Source organism: Pedobacter cryoconitis (assembly GCF_014207135.1).
GTDB classification, from domain to species: Bacteria; Bacteroidota; Bacteroidia; order Sphingobacteriales; family Sphingobacteriaceae; genus Pedobacter; species Pedobacter cryoconitis_D.
The window spans coordinates 165,644-190,918 of record NZ_JACHCC010000015.1; the positions used below are offsets into that span (position 1 = coordinate 165,644).

14 protein-coding genes are annotated in these 25,275 nt (G+C 41.0%); 5 read left to right on the forward strand and 9 right to left on the reverse strand.

Going from position 1 to position 25,275, the window contains the following annotated elements; translation table 11 throughout:
* Positions 1–2 precede the first annotated feature (2 nt).
* From HDF25_RS24335 to HDF25_RS24350, 4 genes are all read right to left on the reverse strand, one after another.
* Positions 3–1,526 carry a RagB/SusD family nutrient uptake outer membrane protein gene (locus HDF25_RS24335; protein ID WP_184629013.1) on the reverse strand — a complete coding sequence of 508 codons (1,524 nt, stop codon included), beginning with the start codon at positions 1,524–1,526 and terminating at the stop codon, positions 3–5.
* Positions 1,527–1,545: 19 nt separating this feature from the next.
* Positions 1,546–4,887, reverse strand: coding sequence for a SusC/RagA family TonB-linked outer membrane protein (locus HDF25_RS24340; RefSeq protein WP_184629014.1), 3,342 nt, complete (start codon positions 4,885–4,887; stop codon positions 1,546–1,548).
* A gap of 138 nt (positions 4,888–5,025) precedes the next feature.
* Positions 5,026–5,982 (reverse strand): FecR family protein, encoded by a 957-nt coding sequence (locus tag HDF25_RS24345; RefSeq protein ID WP_184629015.1) that lies wholly within the window; start codon positions 5,980–5,982, stop codon positions 5,026–5,028.
* Between the two features lie 68 nt (positions 5,983–6,050).
* Positions 6,051–6,674, reverse strand: a complete 624-nt coding sequence (locus HDF25_RS24350; protein ID WP_184629016.1) for an RNA polymerase sigma-70 factor — start codon at positions 6,672–6,674, stop codon at positions 6,051–6,053.
* Between the two features lie 84 nt (positions 6,675–6,758).
* Between HDF25_RS24350 and HDF25_RS24355 the strand changes: the two genes are divergently transcribed.
* Positions 6,759–8,123 carry an aminopeptidase P family protein gene (locus tag HDF25_RS24355; protein WP_184629017.1) on the forward strand — a complete coding sequence of 455 codons (1,365 nt, stop codon included), beginning with the start codon at positions 6,759–6,761 and terminating at the stop codon, positions 8,121–8,123.
* Here the strand turns inward: HDF25_RS24355 and HDF25_RS24360 are convergent.
* A complete protein-coding gene (locus HDF25_RS24360; RefSeq protein WP_184629018.1) occupies positions 8,101–10,074 on the reverse strand; it encodes a glycoside hydrolase family 97 protein in 1,974 nt (657 codons plus the stop codon). The genes HDF25_RS24355 and HDF25_RS24360 overlap by 23 nt on opposite strands.
* 282 nt (positions 10,075–10,356) lie before the next feature.
* Between HDF25_RS24360 and HDF25_RS24365 the strand changes: the two genes are divergently transcribed.
* The 4 genes from HDF25_RS24365 to tkt all read left to right on the forward strand — a co-directional run bounded on the left by HDF25_RS24365 (position 10,357) and on the right by tkt (position 18,318).
* The gene (locus HDF25_RS24365) at positions 10,357–11,313 is read left to right on the forward strand and encodes an endo-beta-N-acetylglucosaminidase H (protein ID WP_184629019.1); all 957 of its coding nucleotides are present in this window, start codon (positions 10,357–10,359) and stop codon (positions 11,311–11,313) included.
* A gap of 450 nt (positions 11,314–11,763) precedes the next feature.
* Complete coding sequence (locus HDF25_RS24370) at positions 11,764–14,748, forward strand: SusC/RagA family TonB-linked outer membrane protein (RefSeq protein ID WP_184629020.1); 2,985 nt, start codon at positions 11,764–11,766, stop codon at positions 14,746–14,748.
* A gap of 25 nt (positions 14,749–14,773) precedes the next feature.
* A complete protein-coding gene (locus tag HDF25_RS24375; protein ID WP_184629021.1) occupies positions 14,774–16,216 on the forward strand; it encodes a RagB/SusD family nutrient uptake outer membrane protein in 1,443 nt (480 codons plus the stop codon).
* A gap of 92 nt (positions 16,217–16,308) precedes the next feature.
* The gene (gene tkt / locus HDF25_RS24380; protein ID WP_184629022.1) at positions 16,309–18,318 is read left to right on the forward strand and encodes a transketolase; all 2,010 of its coding nucleotides are present in this window, start codon (positions 16,309–16,311) and stop codon (positions 18,316–18,318) included.
* A gap of 66 nt (positions 18,319–18,384) precedes the next feature.
* Here the strand turns inward: tkt and HDF25_RS24385 are convergent, their stop codons facing one another.
* The 4 genes from HDF25_RS24385 to HDF25_RS24400 are packed head-to-tail and all read right to left on the reverse strand — an operon-like array spanning position 18,385 to position 25,076.
* Complete coding sequence (locus HDF25_RS24385) at positions 18,385–19,986, reverse strand: SusD/RagB family nutrient-binding outer membrane lipoprotein (RefSeq protein ID WP_260409459.1); 1,602 nt, start codon at positions 19,984–19,986, stop codon at positions 18,385–18,387.
* Positions 19,983–23,303, reverse strand: a complete 3,321-nt coding sequence (locus tag HDF25_RS24390) for a SusC/RagA family TonB-linked outer membrane protein (RefSeq protein WP_184629023.1) — start codon at positions 23,301–23,303, stop codon at positions 19,983–19,985. The genes HDF25_RS24385 and HDF25_RS24390 overlap by 4 nt, the downstream gene beginning before the upstream one ends.
* A 43-nt stretch (positions 23,304–23,346) precedes the next feature.
* Positions 23,347–24,393, reverse strand: coding sequence for a FecR family protein (locus HDF25_RS24395; protein WP_184629024.1), 1,047 nt, complete (start codon positions 24,391–24,393; stop codon positions 23,347–23,349).
* Positions 24,394–24,443: 50 nt separating this feature from the next.
* Positions 24,444–25,076: an RNA polymerase sigma-70 factor gene (locus HDF25_RS24400; RefSeq protein WP_184629025.1), complete on the reverse strand. Its 633-nt coding sequence runs from the start codon at positions 25,074–25,076 to the stop codon at positions 24,444–24,446.
* Between the last annotated feature and the right edge of the window lie 199 nt (positions 25,077–25,275).

Genomic DNA, 25,275 nt, shown 5'->3' on the forward strand with positions numbered 1-25,275 from the left:
GTTTACCAACCAGCATTTTGAGTGATTACACCACCACTGTTATCAATTTCTTTTTGTGGAACTGCCCATACATTATGTACTTGTGGATCAAACTTTCTTGCTGGCCATACAACAGTTCCGCCGAACCCATGCGCAGGTTGTGCATAAGCCGCCTGTGCATCTCCCCAACGTACCATGTCGCGGTGTCTGTCTGCCCATTCGCCAGCAAGTTCATTGCGTCGTTCTCTTTTAAGATCTGTTAACGTCATTCCATTTACAGCCGGAAGACCTGCTCTTACACGGATCCTGTTTAATGCGACATCACCAGCTCCGGCACCACGTTGCATAATCGCAGCTTCAGCTTTGATCAGTAAAATTTCGGCGAAACGCAGTAAAGGAACATTTAGGTCTGTTGTCGGATGATCACCGTTAGGGCTGATATGTGAGCCTACCGGAGAAGCAAAACTGAACGGATCCATATATTTTCTGAACTGGAAGCCAGATAAACTATTGATTGAGCTATAGACACGGTCTTCTCCAAAATACATGAAATGATCTCCAGGTTTTAGAATAGTTGCTTCACGACGGATATCACCTGGCTGATAAGAATCATAAAGTTCTTTCGTAGGTACGTAATATCCCCAGCCATTATATTTCCCCCAGCCTTTGTTTTCTAACATCACACCTGGAAGGATACTTCCCCAGCCACCAGCACCCGAAGGAGTTGATAATGCTGACCAGATATATTCCGGGCCCCAGTTGTTTACGGCTTTAAATGCGTCTGCGAAATTTGGCATCAGGTCACGTTTCCCGAAATTAATCACTGAGTCGGCATATTTTTCCGAATTCAGGTAATCTTTTTTATACAGATAAACTTTAGACAAAACAGCCCAGGCTGCTACTTTGTGTGGTCTGCCATAATCGGCCGCTGCCAACTGATCAAAATAGGGCAGGTTATTGGCGGCCTGTTGTAATTCACTGATGACATAATCATAGTTCACATTGACATTTGCAGCTCTGGGTGTAGGGTTAGGATCATCCATATTTGATCTCGTTACCAGAGGTACACCTGCTTTATCGTTACCATAATTAGCAGCCAGCTGGAAATACATATATCCGCTGGTGAAATAGGCTTCACCGATATAACGCTTCTTTAAGGCAGCATCCATATCAATTGAAGGGACATAACGGATCACGTCATTTGCCCTTTTGATAGTTGCATAACGCATTTTCCATTGATTTTCAGTGTAATCTCCGCCTATATAAGCAGAGTTGAAATCCCTTACATTATCACCCTGTGCTTTTACACGGCCTGTAACCATGTCATCACTTGCGTTAATGAACCAGAAAAAACCGCGGCCATAGAAATTCTCGTCATCATAGTTATCATACATGGAGTTCACCCCCTTCAGTGCGTCACTGCTGGTTTTCCAGAAATTCCCTTTTGATGGGGCACCCTCAGGGGTGATATCTAATTGTTTCTTACAAGAGCTGATTGTAACCAGGGTTAAACCAGCAATTAATATATGGAGTATATTCTTCTTCATTTTGTATTCGTTTTACAGGTTAAAAATTGAGACTGGCACCAAACAAGAATGTTCTTGCCTGTGGATAACGGCCTACGTCTACACCATACTGATCTAAGCCAACTTCAGGATCGAAGCCAGAATACTTAGTTATGGTAAACAGGTTATTAGAGGTTACATATAAACGCAGATTGCTGATCTTAGCTGTTTTTAGTACATTTTTTGGGATAGTATAGCCAATTGTTGCGCTCTTCAACCTCAGGTAAGAACCACTCTCCAGATAGAAGTCTGAAGTTGTCGAGAAATTACCATTGGCATCACTTGCTGAGATGCGGGGCAGGTTGCTACCTGTATTTGTCGGGCTCCATGCATCCAGTACACCTTTCAATAGGTTATAATTCTGTCCGCTTCCTGCATTAAGGCCTGTATATTTTAAGGCATTAAAAAGTGTATTTCCATGTACTCCCTGTGCAAACAAGTTCAAGTCAAAACCTTTGTAACTGGCATTGAAGCTTAAACCATAAGAGAATTTAGGATAAGCACTTCCTTTGTAAACCCGGTCGTTGTTATCAATTTTACCATCATTGTTACTGTCTACAAAACGGAAATCTCCGGCTTTTGCATTTGGCTGAATAGGATTACCTGCTGCATTTTTGTAATTTTTAGCCTCAGCATCACTTTGGAAAATTCCATTCGTTTCTACCACATAATAAGAATATAGGGGCTGTCCAACCTGTAAACGAACAGGGGTCAGCGTTCCGCGAACATCGAAATCTACTGCCTGGCTAGTCAGATCAGCTGGCAATGAAATCAGTTTGTTATTCATTTTGGTGAAAGTTGCTCCAATGCTATACTGAAATGCAGCTTCTGGTTTGTTATTATAATTCAATCCGATCTCAATTCCTTTGTCTCTGGCCAAACCACCATTTTTCCATTGACCATCAACACCAGTTGTTCCCGATAAAGGCTGATAGATCAACATATCTTTGGTATCCTTGATGAAATAATCGGCAACCAGGGTCAGTCTGTTTTTTAAGACACCTAGATCCAGTCCGATATTGGTCTGTTTAGATTTAGCCCAGGTCAGGTTGGGGTTGGATAATACATTCTCGTAATAACCTAAAAGCTGAGCAGGTGTCTGTCCCATGTAGATGGTACTTTTGATCAGGTTAGGATTCACTGCTAAACTGGTTACACTGGCCAGGTTGCCCAACAGACCATAGCTACCTCTGATTTTCAGATTGTCAATCCAAGAGATATCTTTCATGAAATCTTCTCTGTTGATCACCCATCCGGCAGATGCCGAACCATAATTTGCAAAACGATTTTGTCTGGCCACCAAAGAAGTCCCGTCTCTTCTTCCGATCAGGGAAAGCAGGTATTTACTCTTGTAATCGTAATTTGCACGGGCAAAGAATGAAGTTAAGGCTTCTGTCGATACAGTACTTTCCGGCAGGAATGGTTTAGAAGCATTTACCATATAACGGTATTTGGGAGATTCATCATCAAATCCCTGTGCATAGACAGATACACCTTCTGAATGTCGGTTCTGATAAGAGAAACCACCGATTACATTCAGGTGATGAGCGCCAAAGAAGGTATCATAAGTCAGGACTTGCTCTGCTAACAGGTCATTGCTGCTCACAGAAGATTGTGTAAGCTGATTAAAATCGAAGATCTTACCAATCTCAGGAACTCTAGTCTGGAAGACCTTACTGTTGTTAAACGTTTTAGTTAATGATAAATTAGAACGGAATTTTAATCCTTTCATTAAATCCAGTTCAGCATAAGGATTAACAACTATGGTATTCACAGGATTACTTACGTCAAGTCTTTTCAGATAAGCTACAGGATTGATAATATCACCGTAAGCACCTGCATAAGTAAGGGGTAAGCCTGAAAATGCACCTGTTGAGGTATATGGAGCTACACTTGAAGGGTAAAAAATGGCAGATATGATAGCACCTGTATAGGCACTTGTTGTATTTGTTCCGCTTACTGCAGAATTAGAATTATAACCGTTTCCATTCGTATAATCGTAGAATAAATTTTCTCCTACTTTTAACCACGAATTGATACGGTGATCTGAATTAATCCTGAAATTATAGCGATTAGCATAAGTATTCAGCAAAGTTCCTTCTGCTTTACGGTAATTGAAACTCAGATAGAAATTTGATTTGTCATTTCCACCACTCATCCCCATATTATAGTCCTGAATCATTCCGGTCCTGAAAATATCATCTACCCAATCGGTTCTGGTAATTTGTCCATCAGGATACTTTGTAGCATCAAAAGCATCTTTTCTGGGTACACCGGCATTGTCAGCAGCCAGATTAGAAACATCAGCGAATTCTTTTGCATTCAGTGATTTAAGTTTTTTCCATGCGGTTTGTGCACCTAATTTAGCATCGAAAGTGATATTTAACTTTTGGTTAGCTCCTTTTTTAGTGGTAACCAGGATTACTCCTCCCGAAGCTCTTGCACCATAGATAGCTGCTGCTCCGTCTTTCAATACAGAGATAGATTCTATATCATTTGGATTAAGTGATGGGGTACCATAAAATAAGGAACCATCGATTACATATAGCGGGCTCTCTCCGTTGATACCACCCTGTCCGCGGATATTTACCTTGGGAGTTGCCGATGGATCACCACTTTCATTCACCACAACTACACCTGGAGCTTTTCCCTGTAAAATACTTCCAATATCATTCACTGATCTTGAGTTTAGTTTATCCAATGCAACTTCTGCCACGGCGCCAGAAACGGTAACCTTTTTTTGAGTACCATAACCTACCACGACAACTTCGTTCAACTGGGAGTTATCTTCTTTCAGAACGACGTTGATTGCCGACCTCCCATCAACTTTTAAAGTCTGGGTTTTATAACCGATCATCGAAAAAATTAAGGAAGCCTCTTCAGGGGCTGTGATGCTGTATTTTCCGTCAATATTAGTTGTGGTGCCGTTATTGGTACCAGATACCTTCACTGATACTCCAGGCATGGTCACCCCGGTCGAATCTTTTACCGTTCCGGAAACAGTATGGTCTGCTTTTTTTATTGGTGCAGGGATTTTTTTGAGAATGACATAATCGCCTTTTTCCAGACATTCGAATCCTAATTTATGGAGTACAAGCTCTACTTTTTCATTTTTGAAAGTCTCGTTCAGCGCAAATTTGTTGATGGTCAGCTGATCCTGGTTATAGACGAAATGAAGACCTGTTTTAGCTTCTATTTCTTTCAGGATTGCCTGTTGTGATTTGTCTTTTGTAATCGTCAGTGATACAATGGCACGGTCTAATTTCTGAGCCATTGTTGCAGAAGCGAATAAGGTCCCGCAAAAAATACAGAGGACTGAAAATATTAATAAAGAATATTTCATGGTTTTATAAAAGGCTGCTCGCCTCATATGGGAGGGTGTTTTCATTTAATTAATTTGTTTTTGGAGCTTTAATGAATATTTGTGCGATCTACTGGTACAGATCTGATCAGTACCGGTTAATGAATGAGGTTTACTGGTTCATTTTTTATAGATTTTAAAGGATTTATGATCAGGGGCTATCTTAAACTTGAAATTGTAAAGGCTGGAGAGAATACCAAGAATCTCTTCAGGAGTTTGTTTACTGTGGAAAGTTGCGGTACAACCCATATTTCCCATTTTGGCAGGTGACAGGTCTATTTTGATAGAATAAACGTATTCCAGCTTATTCATCGCCTGGCGCAGGGTGATTCCGTCAAACACGATTTTGGTATCAGGTACAGGACTCTGGCTGATCAGGGCCGACTGTTTATTTTTGTCGTAAGTGATCTGCTGCCCTTTAATCAGGGTACCAAAGACCTGGTTTTTGTTTCCAACGGCAACTTTCCCGGTGCTGACCGAAATGTTCATTTTCCTGGAGGCCTTAAATGCGCGGATAGTGAAAGAGGTACCCAGTACCCTGGTATATAATTTTTCAGGAAGCTGTACGCTGAAAGGACGTCTTTCATCATGGGCAATTTTGAAGAAAGCTTCTCCTTCTACCAGGCTGATCTCTCTTGAAGCTGAGCTGAACCTGGCCGGATATTTTAACTGACTGGAAGGATTTAAGATGATTTCCGAACCGTCACTTAAAGTGATTGTCTTTTTCTCACGGGTATTTGTACTGATGGCTAACTGTGCATCAGCCGGCTGTTCGGTCTGGGTACGTGGCGCCAGTTTCCAGTAACCGAAACCTATGCCGCAAACCATAATTGTGGTGGCCGCAATGCGAAGAAAGGAAGTATCAAGGATGAAGAGTTTTCTGGAAGGCGTACCGATATGCTGTTTCAGTGTATCCAGCATTCTGCGTTCTATGATTGCTTTGCGTCCCTTACTTAAGCTCTGGTTTTTCCCTTCATAGCTATTGTACCAGTTTTCAACCTGTTCAATTTCTTTGGGTGTCGCTTTGGCCTCTAAATATTTTTTTAGCAGGTCTTCTGCCAGTTTTTTATCTTCCATCTACCTAACAGTCATCTAAAGCTGTCTTTGGTACCGGGTGCTGGCGTTAACGTTATGTTACCTTTGTGTTAAAGGAAGAGTATGGTCAGATAAGCCAGTCTTTTCCTGATAATTTTCAGTGCTGCGGTCAGTTGGTTTTTAACGGTTTGCATAGAGAGGTTCAGTTCTTCGGAGATTTCATCATTTGATTTTTCCTGTTTTCTGCTCATGGAAAAAATCAGGCCCATACGCTCTGGGAGCTCTGCGATAGCTTCATCTAATTCCTGGTGTATCTCTTTAATTGCCAGTTTGTTGTTTGCGTGGAGGGTAGAAGTATTCCCGATCAGGGAAAGCAGGTCCTCCTGGTATTTTTCTCTGGTAATATTGGCTTTAAAATAATTGATAACCCGATATTTTACTGAGCCAAGGAGATAGGCAGTCAGCGATTCTTTAATTTCAAGGGTATCTCTTTTTTCCCATAGAGAGATAAAGATATCCTGAGTGATATCCTGTGCAATGTCTTCTATTCCAATACGTTTATAAGCTGAATCAAATACCTGCTCCCAATGTCTTTTGTAAATAATTTCCATGGCAGTTTGATCGCCTTGTTTTAAGGAAGTTATCAGATCCATACCAGTTAAAGTAGATTTCGTTTCTATACTTTTTTTTCCAAAGGTAGGCTCCGGATATTCTCTTAATGTTAAATCATCCAAAAATCAGGCTTTATTTTTTCTGTTAGTCAACGGATTCAAACTGGTTTTATTTAATAAATTTGGGTTCGTCTAAACGAATTAAATATGTTTGCTAAAGAAGTCTACCAGAAAAGAAGAAATCAACTGAAATCAGTGATTGGAGAAGGTATCATCCTTTTGCCGGGAAATGAAGAAAGCGGAATGAATTTCAGAGATAATACCTATCCCTTTCGTCAGGATAGTTGCTTTTTATATTTCACAGGTATCAGCAGACCAGGTCTCTGTCTGGTGATCGATATCGATAACGATCAGGAAATCTTATTCGGGGATGAAGCTACTGTAGATGATATTGTATGGACAGGAGCACTGGAAACACTGACGCTCCAGGCTGAAAAAACCGGGGTTGCTTTTACCAGGAAAAAAGTGGAGGTTATCAATGCACTGGCAGGAAACAGAACAGTTCATTTCCTACCTGTTTACCGCCCGGAAACCTCTTTAAAATTAATCAGCTGGGGACTGACCGGACAACCTTCAGTTGCGCTGATCAAAGCGATAGTTGCCCAACGTTCCGTAAAAAGTGAAGAAGAAGTAAAGGAAATAGAAAAAGCTGTCGGAATCAGTGTACTCATGCACCAGAAGGCTATGGAAATTGCCCGTCCGGGTATGACTGAAAATGCTGTTGCCGCACAATTACAAGCTGTAGCTACTGAGAATGGGGGATACCTGTCATTTCCAAGTATTCTGACTGTAAACGGTGAGATCCTGCATAACCATCCGGGCAATACTATTTTGCAGAATGGCCAGATGGTTTTATGTGACGCTGGTGCAGAGAATAATATGCATTATGCCGGAGACCTGACCCGGACATTTCCGGTAGGACATTCATTTACAACTTTGCAGCAGGAAGTATATAGCATCGTATTGAATGCACAACAGAAAGCCATTGAAGCTCTAAAGCCTGGAGCTTTGTTTAAAGATATTCATTTACTGGCAGCCGAACATTTGGTGATCGGCCTTACTGATTTAGGACTGATGAAAGGAGACCCTAAACAGGCGGTTGCTGAAGATGCCCATACTTTGTTCTTTCAATGTGGTTTAGGTCATATGATGGGGCTGGATGTACATGATATGGAAAACCTTGGAGAAGAATATGTAGGTTATACAGATGAATTGAAAAAAAGTAAGGCTTTTGGATTAAAATCCCTTCGCCTGGGCAAAAAACTGGAACAGGATTTTGTAGTTACCGTAGAACCAGGACTTTATTTTATCCCTGTATTAATTGATTCCTGGTCGGCAGAGAAAAAACATGCTGAGTTTATTAATTATGAAAAGGTAAAACAGTTCAGGGATTTCGGCGGAATAAGAATAGAAGATGATTTTCTGATTACCGCAGCGGGAAGCCGTTTGTTAGGCCCCCCACTGGCGAAAACCATTGAAGAAATACATGCTATCCGATCGGGGTTAAAATAGCAGTAAACCCACCTCCGGCAGCCATATCAATATGGAGGTTCTCCCCTTTGGAGATCTCCTTATTGATTATCTGATAGTCTGCGGCATGTTTATCCACATTGATACCATCTTTCAGGATGTCTATCTTATATTTTTTACCTTCCAGAAAAGTCAAAGGGATATCAAAACTTCTGGCATCCCAGTTGGTCATCCCGCCTATATACCAGTTATTCCCATTCTTGCGCGCGACCACTGCGTAAGCTGCAATTTTACCTTCCAGGGCGATTGTTTTATCCCATGTGGTCGGAAAACGGGCAATATAATGGGTGTACACCGGTTCTCTTAAGTAATTCGAAGGATTATCACATAACATTTGAAGAGGACTATCATAAATAACGTACATGGAGGCCTGATGTGCTCTTGTCCCTCTGCTCATCGGAGAGGTCATACTGATATGAAATTCATCTTTATTGCTATTTAACATAGCTCCGGGAGTATAATCCATAGGTCCGGCAACCATCCTTGTAAATGGAAGGGTTGTATTGTGTACCGGCGTAATCGTTTCTTCCCATTTGTTATTTTCCATTCCTCTTACACCTTCAAAGTTCAGGACATTAGGATATTCACGGTTTAATCCTACAGGTTTATAAGCTCCATGTAAATCCAGAAGCAGTTTTCTTTTGGCCGTGGCCTGAGCGGCCCTTTCGTAAAAGTTGACCATATACTGATCGGCCCGGGCCATAAAATCTACTTTTATTCCTTTTACTCCCCATCTGACATATTGATCCAGGATAGCATCCATTTGCTGATCCAGAGGTTTCCATAAGGCCCATAAGATGACACCTACATTTTTAGCGGCGGCATATTTGACCAGCCCTTCTATGTCAAGCTGAGGGTTTGGTGCAAGGAGATCTGTGGTACTGCGTGACCATCCTTCGTCCAGTATAATATATTCCAGACCATATGCTGAAGCAAAATCTACGTAATACTTATAGGTATCTGTATTAATGCCCGATTTGAAATTAACACCGTATATGTTATTGTCATTCCACCAGTCCCAGGAAACTTTACCTGGTTTGATCCAGGCTGTGTTTTTTAAAATATTAGGACTGGATAGCTTGTAAACCATTTCATTTTCAAGTAGCCCTTTATCATCCGGACTGATAATTACCGTTCTCCATGGAAATGTCCTGTTTCCCGAGGTTTTTGCATGGTAATCAGCCTTTTTAACAATAAGCTCTGCCCGGTCTGAGTTTTCTTTGCGTTTTGATTCCAGGATAACTTTGGGAAAGCGGCCTGTAAGGGTATTACCATTTGTACCAAATAGAAAGAGGTTTGGATAATCATGCAGGTCGGATTCTGTGATCACCATTTTGGTACCTGCAGGGCTCGCGACATAGAGAGGCAGATAACCGTACTTTTCTGCAGGAATATCCGCCAGGTTCATAGACTGAAAGTCGGCTTCATAGTGGGATTGCAGTTCTGGGTTATCTTCTTTGGGAAGATAAATCCGGCAGTTTTCATTGAAGTTGAATACGACCTCTTCAAAATTGACTTCAATGGGCTGGGGGCCCATTTCAGTGACAAAGCGATAGGCCACGCCATCGTTATAAGCCCGGTACTCTATAGTATATCCACCTTTCATCACCAGTTTAAGTTCATTGTATACCTCGGGGATGACTTTATTGCGGACAGGTATAATTGCTGTGATATTCTGGTTAACAGATTTGGTTATTGTTTTAGATACATGGGGTACGATTCCGGGATTCCGGCCGTCTTTCAGGATCATACTCATCGCACTGGGATTGATCAGGATTTCCTGATCTTTAATGACCGACCAGGTGATACTTTTAGCTACAGAGACTTTGATTGTGATTTTCTTATCTGGAGAGGAAAGAAGATAATCTTTTGCGAAGGCAGCTGTATGGATCAGTAAGGTGAAGCATAAAATCTGAATAATTTTTGTCATCATAATGGATTTGTTAAGAAGCGTTAAGTCTTTGTATTGCTAAATCATATTAACTTATCTTGTTGATAGTTAGCTAAATATAGTTATTTATCGGACCTGTGCAAATATTAGAGTTACTCACGAAAGCTGGTGAAAATATGTTGATAAGTTCTTTTATGTAAAAGATCCTCAGGGTATTGTGATGTTCAAAACTATCTGTTAACTTAGATTAGCTTAATCGTTTTATCAATTTAAATGAATGAGCGATAAATAACCAAATTATAAACATCTACCAAATCAATTTGTATGAACACAAAATTCAATGCAATCTTAAAAAAGACTGCAATCACTTCGGCGAGTCTTCTTGTTTTACTGGCATCGGCCTGTAAAAAAGACCAGCCGGCTAGTTCCAACCTGAATACATCTTCATCTACTAACACGGCAGTTAATGCTGTCGGACAAAGCGGGCCTATTGGCGTTTGTTATGTAGAAGTCAACAGTAATGACCTCAGAAATGTGGCGAAATACACTTTGACGAATGGCAAGCCATTATTTGATTACGGGATTATATTTGCAGCGAATATCAATTACAATACAACCACCCAGAAAGCAGAACTCTTTTTCAATACTCAGGTTACCAATGTGCTGACGAATAGAAATACTTATGTTAAACCTCTTCAGGACAAAGGAATTAAAGTATTACTTTCCATCTTAGGTAATCACCAGGGAGCAGGTTTTGCCAATTTCCCTAGTCAGGCAGCAGCACAGGCTTTTGCACAACAGCTAAGTGATGCTGTAACGACTTATGGACTGGACGGAATCGATTTTGATGATGAGTATGCAGAGTATGGTAATAATGGAACAGGACAGCCAAACTCGAGCTCTTTTGTATATCTGGTTACTGCACTTCGTCAGTTAATGCCTAACAAGATTATATCATTCTATAATATCGGGCCATCAGCATCTAATTTGTCATATAATGGCGTAACTGTAGGTTCTAAAGTAAATTATAGCTGGAACCCATATTATGGTACTTATTCTGCGCCTAGTATTCCAGGTTTAACTAAAAGCCAGTTAGGCCCTGCAGCTACTGATGTAACTGCAACCAGTGTTTCAACTGCTACTACAAATGCCACTAAAACTGTCAAAGATGGTTATGGTGTTTATTTATATTATAATCTGACAAGTTCAGATATACATACTTACTTATCAAGTATATCAAAAGCACTTTATGGTGGTTTAGCAACAACCTATACCCCATAGTATATTAATAATATACACACACCAATTCGAAGAGGGGCGCTTTATGCGCCCCTCTTTTGTTGATAAACATTCAGGACAAACGTTTGATTTGCCTATTCAGGGCTTTCCCCTGATTCTATGAAGTGTCTTTTTATGACTCAGTTAATTTAATTCAGGAACTGAATCAATTTTTTATTAATAATAGTTTGCTCATATTCCTGTTACATCTGAGATTCTGGTCTCCATATAGTTTTCCGACTATAATTAAACCGGTTTTAATCAAACGTTTGCGCAATTTTTGAACACCAAAGCGGGAATGTTATCAAATGGTAATCCTTAATTTCCAATAGATTACAAACCAACTTAACCTAACCAGAAAGGACCGATTTGATGAAACAAACCAATTACTCTATGCAAGCGTATGCCTGTAAATTTTTGAAATTTATATGGTGTCCATTAATCTTAATCCTGTTGATAACAGGTTCAGTTCATGCACAAACACAAAGGATTACAGTTACCGGAACAGTGACCGATCAGGAAACAGGTGAAACCATTATAGGAGCATCGGTCAAAGTGAAAGGAACTTCCGCAGGTGCTTCAACCGATAACAAAGGAAAATTCTCTATCAATGCACCTTCCGATGGAGTACTGTCAATCGCTTATGTTGGCTATGGATCTATTGAAGTTCCAATTAATGCTAAAACGATTATTAACATCAAAATCAAACCTGACAATCAAGGGCTGGATGAAGTTGTGGTAGTTGGTTATGGTACTACACGGAAAAAGGATCTGACCGGTTCGGTAGCTTCTATCAAGAAGGAAGCTATTAAAGACGTTCCGATTACACGTGTTGATCAGATGATCCAGGGAAAGGCTGCGGGCGTACAGGTTACTGCTGTAGATGGTTCTCCAGGTACAGGAAGTACAATCAGGATCAGGGGTGGAAACTCCATCAATGCGAGTAATGAGCCTTTATACGTCATAGATGGTCTGATCGGGGGAGGAGATTTAAATCTGATCAATCCGCAGGATATAGAATCTATGGAGATCTTAAAGGATGCTTCTTCGACAGCTATTTATGGGGCCCGGGGAGCAAACGGGGTAATTCTGATTACCACTAAACACGGCGCGAGCGGAACAGATAATATCAATTTTAATGTTTACTCGGGCTGGCAGCAGGTCCCGAAATTTATTCCGATGCTGAATGCCACTCAATATGCACAGCTGGCTAATGAAAGTTCATTGGATAATGGCGGGGCGGTACTCTATCCCGACCCACAGTCTTTAGGTAAAGGCACCGACTGGCAAAGAGCTATTTCAAGAGTTGCGCCTATTCAGAATTATACTTTGAGTGCCTCGGGTGGAAAGGATACTTATCATTATTTTCTGTCTGGTAATTATATCAATCAGGATGGGGTAATTATCAACTCTGGATTTAAACGTTACCAGGTAAGGGCTAACCTGGATAAGAATGTGAAAGAAAATGTGAAAATCACGGCTGCCTTTAATATCGGCCGTGCCGAAACTAAAAACAGTACGGTTTCTTTAGGCGGACAGGACTATGGTTCATCGGCTCTGGCTTATAGTCCGGCAGCCACGATCTATAATGCAGATGGATCTTTTAACAGTAAAAAGCCAAATGATAACCAGGTCTATGATAATCCGGTTGCACAGGGGACATTACCGTTAAACCAGACTACAACTACCAACATTATTGGTAATCTGGGTGCAGAATGGACATTGATCAAAGGGCTTACACTGAAATCTACTTTTGGGGCTGAACTTAATTTCGTTAAGAATAATATATACAATCCGTCTACCCTGCCAACCCGTACCAATGCAAATTCTGGTGGTTCGGCACAGGTAAATACAAGAGATATCTTAACCTGGCAAAATGAAAATACACTGAGTTATGATAAACAGATAGGTCAGGACCATCATATCAGTGCAGTGGGTGGTGTAACCTTTCAGACTTCGAGTAATGAGTATTTAAATGCACAGGGAGACAGATATGCTACAGATCTTTATCAGTATAATAATCTGGGGGCCACTGCACAGAGTACTTTTGGAATCGGATCTGATTATTCTAAATACTCTATTTTTTCTTTGCTGGCACGGATAAATTATGCTTATAAAGATAAATATCTGGTGACGCTGACCGCGAGACAGGATCAGTCCTCACGTTTTGCGGAGAATAATAAATCGGCTTTGTTTCCTGCGGTTGCTTTGGCCTGGAAGGCCTCTAATGAATCCTTTATCAAAGACCTGAATGTATTTGACAACCTAAAATTAAGGGGAAGTTTTGGTTATAACGGGAACCAGGGGATTGATCCTTACAAATCTCTTGCTTCTTTATCCAATCAAAGCGGTTACCTGATTGGCGGACAGAAAATATTAGGTTATGTAGGAGACAGGATTGCCAATCCAAACCTAAAGTGGGAAACAACAAGACAACTGGATCTGGGCCTGGAGGCCGGGATCTTAAAAGGCAGGGTTAATATCGAGATCGATTATTATGATAAACGGACCAAAGACTTGTTACTGGATCAGCAATTACCCTTACAAACAGGGTTTGTCAGTAGGTTAACCAATATTGGAATGGTTGGAAACAAGGGGATAGAGATTCTGATTAATACTGTCAATATCACGACTAAGGATTTTCAATGGGAGACCAACTTTAATGTATCGCGGAACAAAAGTAAAGTACTTGACTTAGGCGGAGTAGACCGCTTTAGTGTAAAGAATATTTATTTTGGAGGAAACAGTTCAATCAGTCAGTTACAGGTAGGGCAGCCGGTAGGGACCTTCTGGGGGGCTACTTATTATGGTACGCAAAAAACAGCTCAGGTACCTGCGGGAGCAGTTAATCCGAATTCAACTCCAAGACTTGGTGATCCGTTATATGTAGACAAAAATGGAGACGGCAAATTCGGAGATGAGGATTTTGGCGTCATCGGTGATTCGAGCCCTAAGTTTTACGGAGGAATCGGAAATAATTTCACTTACAAACAATTCTCTCTGAATATCTATCTGCAGGGATCTTATGGAAACAAGGTGATGAATGTCGGGGATGCTTTCTACAATACAGGTGATCCCTTAACTAACCAGTTTGCGACTATTGCAGACAGATGGACACCTTCGAATCCAACTTCGGATGTTCCGCGTGTGAATTCCAGGAACTATATTCCTTCCTCGCGATGGGTGTATAATGGTTCTTTTCTCCGCCTGAAGTCGATCAATTTAGGTTATACATTTACAGGGGCACAACTCCATGCGCACTGGATTAATAAGCTGAACATTTATGCAACTGCAACTAACTTATTCCTGATTACCAAGTATCCATATTATGATCCTGAAACAAGTGCGGACGGGACAAATTCTGTATTGCGTGGTTTTGATAATACAAATTATCCGCAGAACAGAACTTTTGCTTTCGGTATCAATTTAACGCTGTAATCCATTAACAAAAACATTTAGTATCATGAAGAAAGTATTATATATAGCAGTAAGCCTGATTTTAGTGGGTATGATGGGTTGTAAAAAACAGCTCACTGAGGACCCAAAAACTTTTATATCTCCCGAACAATTTTTTAAATCTGATCAGGATGCTGTTCAGGGAGTTAATGGTGTTTATTTTTGGCTGGTAGGAAGTTACCCGCAGAGATTATTTCAGCAGGATTTGTGGCAGGTCCTGGATGAGGATTGTGATGCTATCCGCAGACCGAATTCTGGTGCGCAGAATTTATCAGGCAATAATCCCGGAAGTGCACAGATTGTCTACGGAGGTATTTATAAAGGTATTTACAATGCCAGTCAGTGTATTGACCGGATTCCAAAATCAGGAACCAGTGATCTTAAAAAAAGAACTGAAGGAGAAGCCAGGTTTCTGAGGGCATTGTTTTATTATTATGCTACAGGTTTATTCGGGGATGTTCCGCTAATCAACGAATCAAATTATAGCAATACTGAAACAGCTAAAACATTACCCCGCTCGCCGGTGGCAGATGTCAGAAAGCTCATGGTTACTGATTTAACTGCTGCGATTGGTCTTTTGCCTGTAACCTATCCGGATGCGGCCGATAAGGGAAGAGCGACCAAAGGTGCTGCTCAGACTTTATTAACCAAGGTTTATCTCTGGAATAAGGATTGGGCCAATGCGAAAGCAACTGCACTGGCGATCAAAAATTCAGGGACTTATACTTTGCTGCCTAATTATGCAGATGTATTTAGTGCAAGTAATGAATTTAATAATGAATCTATTTTTGAGATTGATTTTCAGAAGGATTTATTAAACAGTTATCAGCATGCTTTTTACTCGCCTGACAGCAGAGTGGGTGTAGAGCCTTTCAGTAAAAAACCATGGTACCGTGTTTATGTTCCTTATCAGGCTTTTGCCAGTAGTTTTGCCCCAGAGGATAAACGTAAGACTGCGCAAATTGCAACGGGTTATAATGGTCAGGCCTTTGCGCCCGATGCAACCAACAGAGTTAATGTGTGGTTTGGGCCTAAATGGTGGAGACTGGATGCTGATGAAAGGAACAGCGGATTGGATATTTATGTTTTCCGGTACGCCGATGTCTTGTTAATGCTGGCAGAGTCGGCCAATGAAGGCGGGGATATCACGACAGCTTTAAGTGCGATTAATGAGGTAAGACAGCGGGCAGGGATAGCGGTTCTGGCTGGTTTAAGTCAGGATCAACTCAGGAACCAGATTTACCAGGAGCGTGGCTGGGAATTATGTGGTGAAGGACACCGCAGGCTCGATCTGCAACGATGGGGAAAATTCATCGCCACTGCCAAGGCTGCATCATTAACAGAAGAACCTATTTTATCAAATTCTTATCAGACTTTTTATAATTTGTTGCCGATTCCTGCCAGTGAGATTCAGAAGAACCCGGCGCTGACACAGAATCCTGGATATTAAAATATTTTTATATATATTCTGTCAAAAAGTAAATTGTTTAAAACAAATAGGGGCTGGAGATCGTATTAAAATGGTCACTATAAATAAATAAAATGGATTCAAATAATAACATTGAAGAATTAGCAATCAATACTGTACGGACCTTATCAATTGATGCTGTACAGAAAGCGAACTCAGGACACCCGGGTATGCCTATGGGGGCTGCGCCAATGGGACATGTGCTGTATGCCCATTATATGAACTATAATCCTAAAAACCCGCATTGGGCAAACAGGGACAGATTTATTCTATCGGCGGGACATGGCTGTATGTTACAGTACAGTTTATTGCACCTGACCGGTTTCAATGTGACTATGGATGATCTGAAAAACTTTCGCCAGCTTAACAGCAAAACAGCCGGACACCCTGAATATGGTTTAATTGATGGGGTTGATGTGACTACCGGTCCATTGGGACAGGGTTTCGCGAATGGTGTAGGTTTTGCTATTGCACAGAAACATCTGGCAGCCAGGTTTAACAGACCGGGTTTCGATTTGTTTGATTATAGGATTTATGCCATATGTAGTGATGGTGATATGATGGAGGGGGTAACTTCGGAGGCAGCTTCTCTGGCTGGTCATCTGGAGCTGGGCAACCTGATCTATCTGTATGATGATAACCATATCTCTATTGAAGGAGATACGGATATTGCTTTTACGGAAGATGTAGCTAAACGTTTTGAAGCTTATAACTGGCATGTGCAGGAAGTGAGTGACGGAAATGATATTACGGCAATCATCAACGCGGTAAGAAATGCAAAAGCAGAGCTTCACCGCCCTTCATTAATTAAGGTGCGTACACAAATTGCTTATGGTAGTCCGAATAAGGCTAATACTTCGGGATCTCATGGTTCACCATTAGGGGCGGATGAGATCAGATTAGTCAAAGAATTTTTCGGCTTTGATCCTGATAAATCTTTCTATGTTCCACCTGCAGTTGATGAATACTATCAGGCTGCCGGTAAAAAAGGAACTGATGCAAATAAAAAATGGGATGACCTGTATGCGCAGTATAAGACTCAGTTCCCTGAACTGGCTGCGGCTTATGAACAGGCGGTACGTGGTGAGTTGCCTGAGAAATGGCAGGATTCATTACCTGTATTTGCACCTTCAAAAGATAAAATGGCGACCCGTCAGGCATCGGGTAAAGTATTAAATGCAATTGCGTCGGTTTTACCAGGGCTAATAGGCGGTGCGGCTGATTTAGCCCCTTCAACCGATACCAATTTAAAACAATATACCTCATTTACCCCAGAGGACAGAACAGGGCGTAATTTCCATTTTGGTATCCGTGAACATGCGATGGGTTCTGCCCTGGTAGGAATGGCCTTAACCACAGGGGTAATTCCTTTTGGAGCGACCTTCCTGATGTTCTCTGAATATATGCGCCCTCCGATCCGTTTGGCAGCGATCATGAAGATCAGGCCAATATTTGTTTACACGCATGATAGTATCGGTTTGGGAGAGGATGGGACGACGCATCAGCCTGTTGAACAGTTGATATCCCTTCGTTCTATTCCGAATATTACACTAATACGTCCTGCTGATGCCAATGAAACCGCGCAGGCCTGGCGTGTGGCGCTGGAACATAAAGATGGTCCGGTTGTTCTGGTATTTACAAGACAAGGTTTACCTGTACTGGATCAGGATAAATATGGAAAGGCAAAAGACCTGGAAAAAGGAGCTTATATTCTTTCGGAAGCTGATGGAAAAGCAGAGCTGATCCTGATTGCTACAGGTTCGGAGGTAGCCCTGATCCTGGATGCACAGGCTAAACTCAAAGAACAGGGAATAGCTGCACGTGTTGTCAGTATGCCTTCATGGGAATTATTTGAGAAACAAGATGCAGCCTATAAAGAGAAAGTTTTCCCTAAGGCAATCCGTAAACGTCTGGCAGTCGAGACTGGTTCTCCACTGGGCTGGCATAAATATGTGACTGACGAAGGAGATATTATTGCGATGCATACTTTCGGTGAATCTGCACCAGCAGAAGAGCTGTATAAGGTATTCGGTTTCACTATTGATAATGTAGTCAACAAAGCGAAAGCCCTTATCGGAAAATAGTCATTTTCACACAAATTTATCACCTGGAAACGCCTTCAATGAAAATTGAGGGCGTTTCTTTTGAAGCTACCGGTCCCACCAAACCCTTGACGTGAGCAGGTCACCCCCGGGCAGTCTCGCAACCGCTGCATTATAGTTTACGGTATTGGTCAGTATCTCAGTTGACAGATAAATCAGTCTTCTCGGAATTGTTGCGTTGGTTACATTTCCAGGATAATTAACGGGTATCAGTACTGGATAACCCGATCTTTTCCAGTTCAGCCAGCTTTCTATAAAGTTGAAATTAGTTCCGGTAGTCACCCAGTACTGCGTATTAATCATCTCCAATGATTTGGCCTGGCTGGTTTCATCGAGCGGATGTTTGAGTACATAATCACTGATCACTCCATCGGGTATGGTCGCCAGCTGATTCATTTGGGTCATTGCCTGTAGTGCTCCTCTTAAGCCATTTGCATAATGCGAAGCCGCTGAACCCGGGACATTCCAGCCCCTTACTTTAGCTTCAGCAAGTAATAATTCGGTCTCCGCATAGGTCATAATGAAATTTGGGCCGCCCAGGTTCAGATAAACAGAAGTCCTTGGTCTGGAATAGTTTCCTAAAGGAGCGGCATCCGCTCCTGTCCCTGTTTCTCCGGGATATCCCGGTGCCCGGTGAATATCATAAGCCCCACCCAATAAATCATAACCATTAGGTAAACCCAGTTGTACGGCCGGATCAGTATTCCCGGCAAGATTTTCGTTGATATTGTTCGCTAAACCACTTTGAGATACTTCGGCGATAACACCTAGCCTGGGATCATTGCTGGTTTTTAATTCGTCAATTAAAGTTTTACTCCAGCGTACCTCTCTGTAGTCGGAAACGGTACGGAGTGCAAGCGAAGTCCCGTTTTGCCCATCCAGATTTGCAGCATCGGTCATAACCAGTGCGTTATCGCTGATGTCAGAAAATGTTCCTGCTGCAGCTTTTTCTACCCATGGTCTGGCTTTGTCGGGAGTAATTTTGGTCAGCCGCATGGCTACCTTTAGCATCAGGGAGTAACCGAACTTCTTCCATTTAACAATATCCCCTTTGTAAAATAAATCGGCAGTTGGTTTAGTTTTCGCAGGATCCAGCCCATTGATCGCATTGTCCAGGTCAGTCAGCATCGAGTTATAAATGTCTTCCTGTTTATCGTATATTGGGTATTTAATTCCCTCTCTTGCTTTTGCAGCCTGTGAATAAGGGACATCTCCGTAGGTATCTGTAATCCTCTGCAGGATTAACACAAACATAATATCACCGATATTGATCAGATTGGAATAACCAGCGGGATCTTTTTCTCTGGCCAGTCTTTGCATTTCCCTGATAGTAGAAGCTTCGGCATAACCTTCGTCGAATATCCTGCCCTGATAATCAGTAAAACTGCCTGCATTTACATACTTATCGCCATTATTATAGTAGAAATAAGTAGAGGCGAGCAGCTGCATCATTGTACTCTGATAGAGCAGCTGATAATAACCCTTATTGGAAAATTTGAATTGAGCGGTAGAAAGCAGATCATTCGGATCATAGTTTTCAGCCGGTGATTTTGTCGGATCCGTATTTGTTTTATCCAGCTGCTGTTTACTGCATCCGGTATGGAATAAGATTAAAAAACTCAATAGGTACAAATAAACTCTTTTCATCATTTTCTCCCTTGTTGAAATTTAAAATTGACATTAATACCATAAGTCCTTGTTGCAGGAAATGAAGCTCCTTCAATACCTGCATAGTTAAGCGAAGAAGAAAACTCGGATTCCGGATCAATGTTTTTTGTGTATTTAAGTAACGTAAACAGGTTTCGCGCAACCAGGTCAATCGAAATGCTGCTGAAAGGTGTTCTTTTTAACTGATGCGCAGGAATAGTATAACCTAAAGTTATCTGTCTGACTTTGATGAAACTGCCATTCAGTACCGATAATGCAGAAATATTAGTAGCCAGCTGCGGATAATAATTATAGGCAGGAACTGATTTTGTATTCACTGATCCGTCAGCAAGCACACCTTTGGCAACGATGCCTGTTTCTCTCCCTTCGAGTGTAGCCTGGTTCAGCCCAAATACATAGGAGTAATTTTCTGTTGCGGATAAAATCTTATTTCCATATTTAAAGTCAATCAGCATAGAAAGATTAAAGTTTTTATAATAAAAATTATTACTGAACCCGCCGTAAAAATCGGGTAATGTACTACCCATAGGCTTTAATTCACCACGTGCAGGTACACCATCAGGACCAATAACAGTATTCCCATTCGCGTCACGAAGATAATCGTAAGCCATAATCTGTGTCAGCGGCTTTCCAACAACCATTGCTGTATAGGCATTCAGGGGTCTGTATGTCCCTGCAAGTGTATATTTACTGGTCCCGTCAATAGAAAGAAGCTCATTATTTACATGGCTCATATTGAAACTGGTTTTCCATTTAAAATCCTTTTGATCTACAACAATACCTTGTAAAAGGATCTCAGTTCCGGTGTTCCGGGTTTTACCAAGGTTTACATAAGCAGAAGTAAAACCTGAGGTTACAGATTGCTTGGCATTAATGATCTCATTATTGGTAATCCTGTGGAAGTAGGTGAGATCAACAGCAAGCCGGTTATTCAGGAATTTAAGACTGACCCCGGTTTCAAATTCATTTAAGGTAAAGGGCTTCAGATTGTAATTGGGAAGATCCCTGGAGAAATTGCCAAGGGGAACGCCATTGACATCACTATTGGAAAAATAATACGTTTGAGTGGTATAAGGCTCTATCGGTTCGCCACTGGTTTTTGCGAAACTGGCCCTTAGTTTACCATAGTTAAGCCCTTTCAGGCCGAGCAGATCAGAGAATACAAAACTGGCAGAAACGCCGGGAACAAATATCCCTCTGTTATTCTGTGGTAAGGTGGAATAGACATCGTATCTGCCTGTAGCAGATAGATTGAGGAACTTTTTATAATTTAAATCGGCGGTATAATAAGCGGATTCTGTGATGATTTTTGAGCTGGTGTAGTCATTGACGATGGTCTGCAGATTGGCTGCGGTGTAGAGATAAGGAATAACAAATCTCGAACCTTTTAAAACACTTGATTCTACTGCTCTTTTACGGAAATTGGTTCCTACAGAAATATCAAGGTTAAGGTCATCTGCGATATTTCGGTTGGCTGCGAGTAAGAAGTCGCTGTTCAGCTCGGATATTCTGGACTTGGTCTGTGCATTAATTCCTCCTTCTCCATTGACAGAAAAGGCTGTTCCGGTTGGAATGACATTGAGTACATTGTCATTACTGATATCGTAACCTAACCTGGCCTGGAAATAAATCCAGCTGTCGAACTGATATTTAGCCGAGGCTGAGGTTATAAAACGGTCACGGCTTGAATAGTCTGCCTGTTTGTTGAGTATAAAATAAGGATTGGTTTTATACTCATCGCTGTTCCAGGGTGTTTCGGCCCCCGTTGTCTGACTGTATCCAGGAGACAGGATGGCCTGGTTAATATTGGTAGCCAGCGCTGCAATTCCATAGTTGGCATTTAATGGCCCATCACTCAGATAAGACCTGTTTTTATTATATTCATGAATATAATTGCCGTTAAAGTTGAGACTTAATTTTTTGGTTAGCTCATAGGTACTGTAGAGGTTAACGGTTTTTCGCTGTAAACTTCCATTCCTGATAATGGATTGCTGATCCAGGTCAGAGGCTGATAAATGGACGGTGCTATTTTTACCACCATGCCCTATGGAGATAGTATTGGTAAAGGCCGGGGCAGTTCTGTAAAAAGTTTGAATATTGTTTTTTACTGCCGAATAGGGGTACTTATTTCCATCAAACTGAATCGTGGGTATTCCATCCAGTTTCTCTCCCCAGCTTAGCAGGCCGGAAGCAATAGCCGATGAGATATTATCAGGACGATGATTTTGGGTACCCTGCCCATATACATATTGAAAACCGGTATTGTTAACTGCCTGGTCAAAAGATAAATTGGTATTATATTCAATCGCTGTTCCAGAGTTCTTTTTCCCGCTTTTAATCGTAATCAGAATAACTCCGTTTGCTGCCCTGGCTCCATATAAAGCAGAAGCAGCTGAGCCTTTCAGCACCGTAATTGTTTCTACATCATCTGGATTAATATTGCTGATCCCATCCCCGTTATCGGGCCCGCCATATTCATTTGCACTTCCCCGCTGTGTGTTATCAATAGGAACACCATTGACCACAAACAGGGGAGAGCCGGCGGTCATACTAACTGCTCCACGTAAAAGTATTCTTGCCGAAGAACCTGGTCCACCGCTCACGCCACTGATATTTAAACCAGCCACCTGTCCTTCGAGGGCATTCACCAGATTTGATTCCCTTGCCTTAGTTAAGGTATTGCCATTAATAGTGGAAATAGAATAACCAATTTTTCGTTCATCTTTGGGAATGTTAAGCGCTGTAATTACAACTTCATCCAAATCGTTCAGCAGAGGACGAAGTGCAATTTCAGCATAAGTATTTTCTTTGATCTGAAATTCCCGTGGCTGATAACCAACCTGACTGATAACCAGGACGGCGTTGTCGGGAGCTGTAATAGAGAACTCACCGTTATTTGTCGTTTTTGTACTCAGGTGCGTTCCTTTAACTTTAACGGATGTCCTGGCAACGGGATTTTTGTTTTCGTCTGTTATCCTTCCCCTGATCAGGATATTAACTTCTTTGACCGGGGTGATCACGATGAGGTTATTGTCCAGTAATTTATAGGTAAAGGAGGATCCTTTCAGGATTTGACCGAGTACGGAAAATACTTCCTTGTTCCTGACTTTTATAGTGATTTTCTGGGCTGGGATCTTAGATTCGCTATAGATGAAATGATAGGTAGTCTGCTTTTGAAGTGCATCAATTACCTGTTCAAAACCCGCAGATTTTAATTTTAGTGTAACCTTCGTTTGTGAATAGGCATTCACAGTTACCTGAAGAGCTAAAAAAATCAGCAGTTTGACTAAGGTCCTCATCTATAAATTTACAATGGGCTTGAGCTATATCGCTTTAGCGATATTATTTCACCGAGTAAAGATAGATAGTTTTTCCTTGTATTTTATATTCGAATGGTGTAATGAGCTGCAGGGCTTTAAGTGCCTCAGTTAAACTTTCTTTTTCGTATTCTCCGGTGAATTTATAGTCTTTCAGTTTTTCTGACCTGAAGACAAAATTTACCCCATACCACCTGGCTAAACGAAGACTTAAACTGGAAAAGGTTTCATTTTTGAACAACAGTTTATTGTTCATCCATGAGGTTTCCAGGATAGCATTTTTATCATGCTTATCGTAATAAGTCATCGGGGTTATACTGTAAATATCCCCGTTTAATTTTTCAGCGCTGCTATTCACCGGATGGGTTAAAGTGAACTTTTCGGTAGGCTTTAAGAGAATATGCTTTTCGGGGTTTTTATGGAGTGTGATTTCTACTTTCCCTCTGAGCAGGGTAGTTTCTGTAAGGAGCTCATCTTCGTATGATTTGACATCAAAGGCTGTTCCCAGTACTTTTACACTAATGGTTTTGGTCTGTACTATAAATGGATGGCTGTGATCTTTTGCCACATCAAAAAAGGCTTCGCCACTTAAATATACTTCTCTGTTCCGGCCGGTAAAGGAGGCTGGATATTTAATTTCACTTCCAGCGTTTAAAGTGATTTTACTTCCATCAGAGAGTACAAGCGTAGACTTTTGTCTGTCTGAAGTAATTGCTTTTTTCCAGACGATTTCCTGGTTCTGAGTGGTGTCGTTCGTTGTTGCAAAGTATTTATAGGCTGTAAATGTGCCCAGACCCAGGATGAAAACAGCTGCAATACGGTACCATGGTGTAAAAGATCTCCGAACGGGTTTTGTACCCCTGGCATTAATTCTTTCTTTTATTTGCTGAAATATAAGATTGATATTTTCATTGGTTTCTCCTTCCTGCTGGAAATAGACTTTTAAAGATTCATACTCTAGTTTATAATCTTCATTGGACGAGATCATAGCCATAAATTCCTGATCGTCACCAGCCGAAATTTCGCCCGATAATTTTTCGCTAAGCAGTTCAGTGAATTTTTGATTGATCATTAGTTAGTTATACTATGTAAGAGAGTAGTACCCTTTTTTGTTAAAATTGCTTACAAGAATTGAAAAATATGTAAAAAAAATATTAAAAGGATTAAATTCACCGCATCACTGCCGTTATCCTTGTGTGTATAAAGGTGATGGTAAGCTTTAAGGCTTACTCTTAATTTATCGATGGCCCTGAACAATTGAGTTTGTACTGTTCTGGGCGAAATATTCAGAATTTCAGCTACTTCTTTATATTTCATGCCATTTTCTTTAATGAGTTTAAAAATAATTCTGGCCTGCTCAGGAAGCTTATTAATAGCCTGATCTAATTTATGATGCAGTTCTTTATTTTCCAGTACTTTTTCAGGACTGACAGCATCCATAAACCGGAATTCATTGGAAGGCTCAATTTCTACCAGATGAACGGCGGCATTTTTCTTAATGTATTTAAGGGATTGGTTCCTGACTGCCGTAAAAAGGTATGTTTCGAGGTTAAGAATTACGGTCTCAGCTTTCCTGTTTTCCCAGCATCTGACAAAAATATCAGCCACGATCTCTTCGGCTACCTCTTTCCTGCCTACATAAAAAATACAGAACCGGATAAGCTTGTTAAATAAATGATAGTATAAAACCTCAAAAGATTTGACATCATCCTCCACGCAAACTTTTGACCATAAAGAGGATAAATCAGGTTTCAAGGCCTTCGGGAGTTATTAGATTAAAATAAATAATGGTTAATAGAGGCAAGATAAATAATATAAACCCCGCTTTGCATAAAAAAAATAATTTTCTTGTAGGCAATCGGGTGTTAAAAAGGGTCTCTTCCTTAACGCGCATTTTTTTTAATAAAAATGCAAAGTTTGCCATCAGGGATTTTTGAGGCAAAAGAGCTAACCA

Excerpts from the sequence above, each read along its gene's own strand:
- HDF25_RS24335 (WP_184629013.1), bottom strand. The coding sequence starts at position 1,526 with ATGAAGAAGAATATACTCCATATATTAATTGCTGGTTTAACCCTGGTT.
- HDF25_RS24340 (WP_184629014.1), bottom strand. The coding sequence starts at position 4,887 with ATGAAATATTCTTTATTAATATTTTCAGTCCTCTGTATTTTTTGCGGG.
- HDF25_RS24345 (WP_184629015.1), bottom strand. The coding sequence starts at position 5,982 with ATGGAAGATAAAAAACTGGCAGAAGACCTGCTAAAAAAATATTTAGAG.
- HDF25_RS24355 (WP_184629017.1), top strand. The coding sequence starts at position 6,759 with ATGTTTGCTAAAGAAGTCTACCAGAAAAGAAGAAATCAACTGAAATCA.
- HDF25_RS24360 (WP_184629018.1), bottom strand. The coding sequence starts at position 10,074 with ATGATGACAAAAATTATTCAGATTTTATGCTTCACCTTACTGATCCAT.
- HDF25_RS24365 (WP_184629019.1), top strand. The coding sequence starts at position 10,357 with ATGAACACAAAATTCAATGCAATCTTAAAAAAGACTGCAATCACTTCG.
- HDF25_RS24375 (WP_184629021.1), top strand. The coding sequence starts at position 14,774 with ATGAAGAAAGTATTATATATAGCAGTAAGCCTGATTTTAGTGGGTATG.
- tkt (WP_184629022.1), top strand. The coding sequence starts at position 16,309 with ATGGATTCAAATAATAACATTGAAGAATTAGCAATCAATACTGTACGG.
- HDF25_RS24385 (WP_260409459.1), bottom strand. The coding sequence starts at position 19,986 with ATGATGAAAAGAGTTTATTTGTACCTATTGAGTTTTTTAATCTTATTC.
- HDF25_RS24390 (WP_184629023.1), bottom strand. The coding sequence starts at position 23,303 with ATGAGGACCTTAGTCAAACTGCTGATTTTTTTAGCTCTTCAGGTAACT.
- HDF25_RS24395 (WP_184629024.1), bottom strand. The coding sequence starts at position 24,393 with ATGATCAATCAAAAATTCACTGAACTGCTTAGCGAAAAATTATCGGGC.